Source organism: Microcystis sp. LEGE 08355 (assembly GCF_015207185.1).
Taxonomy (GTDB): domain Bacteria; phylum Cyanobacteriota; class Cyanobacteriia; order Cyanobacteriales; family Microcystaceae; genus Microcystis; species Microcystis panniformis.
The window spans coordinates 1-2,904 of sequence record NZ_JADEXI010000583.1; the positions used below are offsets into that span (position 1 = coordinate 1).

Sequence of the window (2,904 nt, forward strand, 5' to 3'; positions counted from 1 at the left end):
CACCCCAAACCCCACACCCCACACCCCCGCTATGTTCAGGGGGATTAAACTGGTAAAGCGTGACACAAAACTGCTAGAGTTACCAAGGACGAGTGTATAAACTTTACAGATATTGTATGAGAGTTTTGGTTATTGGCGGAGACGGCTATTGTGGTTGGGCAACGGCACTCCATCTATCAAATAGAGGTTACGAAGTAGGCATACTTGATAGTTTAGTTCGTCGCTATTGGGACTTACAATTAGGCTGCGATACCTTAACACCGATCGCACCCATATCTCATCGGATTCAACGCTGGCAAGATCTAACAGGAAAATCGATCGATCTTTTTGTCGGGGATATTAATGACTACGACTTTCTGATTCAATCCCTGCGACAGTTTCAACCGGATGCGATTGTTCACTTTGGAGAACAGAGATCTGCACCCTTCTCCATGATCGATCGCGAACACGCAGTTTTAACCCAAGTTAACAACGTGGTTGGCAATTTAAACATCCTCTATGCGATGAAAGAGGAATTTCCCGAAGCGCACCTAGTAAAACTGGGAACCATGGGTGAGTATGGCACACCGAATATAGATATTGAAGAAGGCTACATCACGATCGAACATAACGGTCGTAAGGATACTTTACCCTATCCCAAACAGCCCGGTAGTATGTACCATCTCAGCAAAGTCCACGATAGCCATAATATCCATTTTGCCTGTCGGATGTGGGGTTTAAAAGCCACAGATCTCAATCAAGGGGTGGTTTATGGAGTCCTCACCGAAGAAACGGGAATGGATGAGATGTTAATTAACCGTCTCGATTACGATGGGGTTTTTGGTACTGCTTTAAACCGTTTTTGTATTCAAGCGGCGATCGGTCATCCCCTAACAGTGTACGGTAAAGGTGGCCAAACGCGGGGATTTTTAGATATCCGCGATACCGTGGGTTGTTTGGAATTAGCGATCGCCAATCCCGCTCAATCGGGGGAATTTCGCGTTTTTAACCAATTTACCGAACTGTTTAGCGTCGGTGACTTGGCACTGATGGTGAAAAAAGCTGGTTCTGCGTTAGGGTTAAATGTGGAGATTAACAATCTTGACAACCCGCGCATCGAGTTAGAGGAACATTATTTTAACGCTAAAAACACAAAATTACTCGATCTAGGCCTACAACCTCACTATCTCTCCGATTCTCTCCTCGATTCCCTCTTGAACTTCGCCACCAAGTACAGAGACCGGGTAGATATGAATCATATCCTACCAAAGGTCACTTGGAAACGATAATTTATTAGTCAATGATAAGTTGAGGATGGGTTACTTGCCCATCCTTTGCGTTTTTCTAATGTATCGCCATCAAACTCGATCTTAATCCGCACCGATGAGAATTATTGTCGTCCGCGGTTGCGGGAATTAGCGCGACGTTCCTGCATTAACTGGGAAAATTCCGTTCTTTGAGCGGGAGTTAAGACTTGACGAATTTCCAAAAAACTTTCAAATTGCAGGTTACTCATTTCTTGGCGATTCCGAGAGACTTGCTGATGTTTAGAACGGCTCTCTCGATCGGAAGCATTATTCGATAATAAACTATTTAATTCTTGTTCGTTCCTTCTGAGGGTTTCTCGCAACTTTTGGGTTTTTTCCTGATATTTCTGACGAATAGCGGCAATTTTCGACTTTTGGTCATCGGTAAGGTTTAATTGTTCGATTAGTCTTTCTCTAGAATTATCCACCCGACGGGGACGATTTTCAGGACGCTGGGGAGAGCTAGTTTGAGCAATAAATAGACCATCTTGGGGATAGGATAGCACAGTGGCAGTGGGGACTAGGTTAGCCGCTAGAGTTAAAGCCATGGTCGTGCCGAGAATCGAGACAGTAGAAAGGGACATAATTGACCTCGACAAAGAAATTAAGGATTATAGGTAGAATAGGTGAGTTGAGGCTCGTTTAAGCTCATCCAAGGCGAACTATAAACGCTAGAAGCAGCAATCGGTGGAGCGATGCTATGGTTCCAACTCTCCACTAAAAAAGCTTCTAACTGCTCGTCAGAAATTTGTCCCAGTTGTGGATGAGGATGAGACCAACGATAGGAAGCAAAAATCAGCACAGATAAGGCAGTAATACCAGTTATCCACCCCAATAAAGGCGGCAATTTTGGGAAATTTACTGGCTTTTCTTCCCTAATCATTTGCATTAACTGTTTTTCTTCATCTATCGGTCGAGGTGGCAGCGATGGACGATAGCGACGCAGAAAATTAACCACTTTGTCATCTTCTGGGGACATTAGATAACTCCTTGTTTTTGCAAAAATTGACCCATGGTTTTACGCGCATAATGAAGACGTGATTTCACCGTACCGAGGGGAATTTCTAAGATTTCGGCGATTTCCTTTTGGGGTAAGTCCTCTAGATCGTGAAGGACAAGGACAGCGCGATGTTCTAAACTGAGAATTTCTAACCCTTGTCGGACCACTTCCTCATAATGCAGTTGCATCAAATCGGGACTATCTTGGGGACGGGATTCGCTATCAAGGGAGTTTTCCTGATCAGTGCTTTTGGCCATCCTCATTTGTCTTTTGGCTAATTGTCGCCGACCATCGATCGCCACATTCCAAGTGATCCGATAAACCCAAGTGGAAAAGTATTCAGGTGAACGCAATTTCGGCAACCCGTGCCACAGTCTTAAAAATACCTCTTGGACAAAATCCTCTAGGAATTCCCTTCCACAGAGTTGATAGAGAGTAGAGCGGATTTTTGGTTGATAAAGACGGTAAAGGTGACGAAAAGCACCCCGATCACCCCTTTGGCATTTTAAAATTAACTCTCGATCGCTCACACTCGTTTGCTTCTCGGTTATCACCTCGATCATTCCCCTCACCCCTAGCTACTTGTCCCTTTAGACTAGGGGGTGTCAAGAATGGTTC

General features: G+C 44.5%; 4 protein-coding genes. 1 reads left to right on the forward strand and 3 read right to left on the reverse strand.

The window, feature by feature from the left end:
- Positions 1-116: 116 nt before the first annotated feature.
- Complete coding sequence (locus tag IQ242_RS21450) at positions 117-1,268, forward strand: NAD-dependent epimerase/dehydratase family protein (protein ID WP_193961340.1); 1,152 nt, start codon at positions 117-119, stop codon at positions 1,266-1,268.
- Positions 1,269-1,369: 101 nt separating this feature from the next.
- On the opposite strand, the gene IQ242_RS21455 is transcribed toward IQ242_RS21450, so the two are convergent.
- The 3 genes from IQ242_RS21455 to IQ242_RS21465 are packed head-to-tail and all read right to left on the reverse strand — an operon-like array spanning position 1,370 to position 2,849.
- Positions 1,370-1,870 carry a Spy/CpxP family protein refolding chaperone gene (locus IQ242_RS21455; RefSeq protein ID WP_193961341.1) on the reverse strand — a complete coding sequence of 167 codons (501 nt, stop codon included), beginning with the start codon at positions 1,868-1,870 and terminating at the stop codon, positions 1,370-1,372.
- 20 nt (positions 1,871-1,890) lie between these two features.
- The gene (locus IQ242_RS21460; RefSeq protein WP_193961342.1) at positions 1,891-2,265 is read right to left on the reverse strand and encodes a hypothetical protein; all 375 of its coding nucleotides are present in this window, start codon (positions 2,263-2,265) and stop codon (positions 1,891-1,893) included.
- The gene (locus IQ242_RS21465) at positions 2,265-2,849 is read right to left on the reverse strand and encodes a sigma-70 family RNA polymerase sigma factor (protein ID WP_193961343.1); all 585 of its coding nucleotides are present in this window, start codon (positions 2,847-2,849) and stop codon (positions 2,265-2,267) included. Before IQ242_RS21465 ends, IQ242_RS21460 begins: the two co-directional genes overlap by 1 nt.
- Between the last annotated feature and the right edge of the window lie 55 nt (positions 2,850-2,904).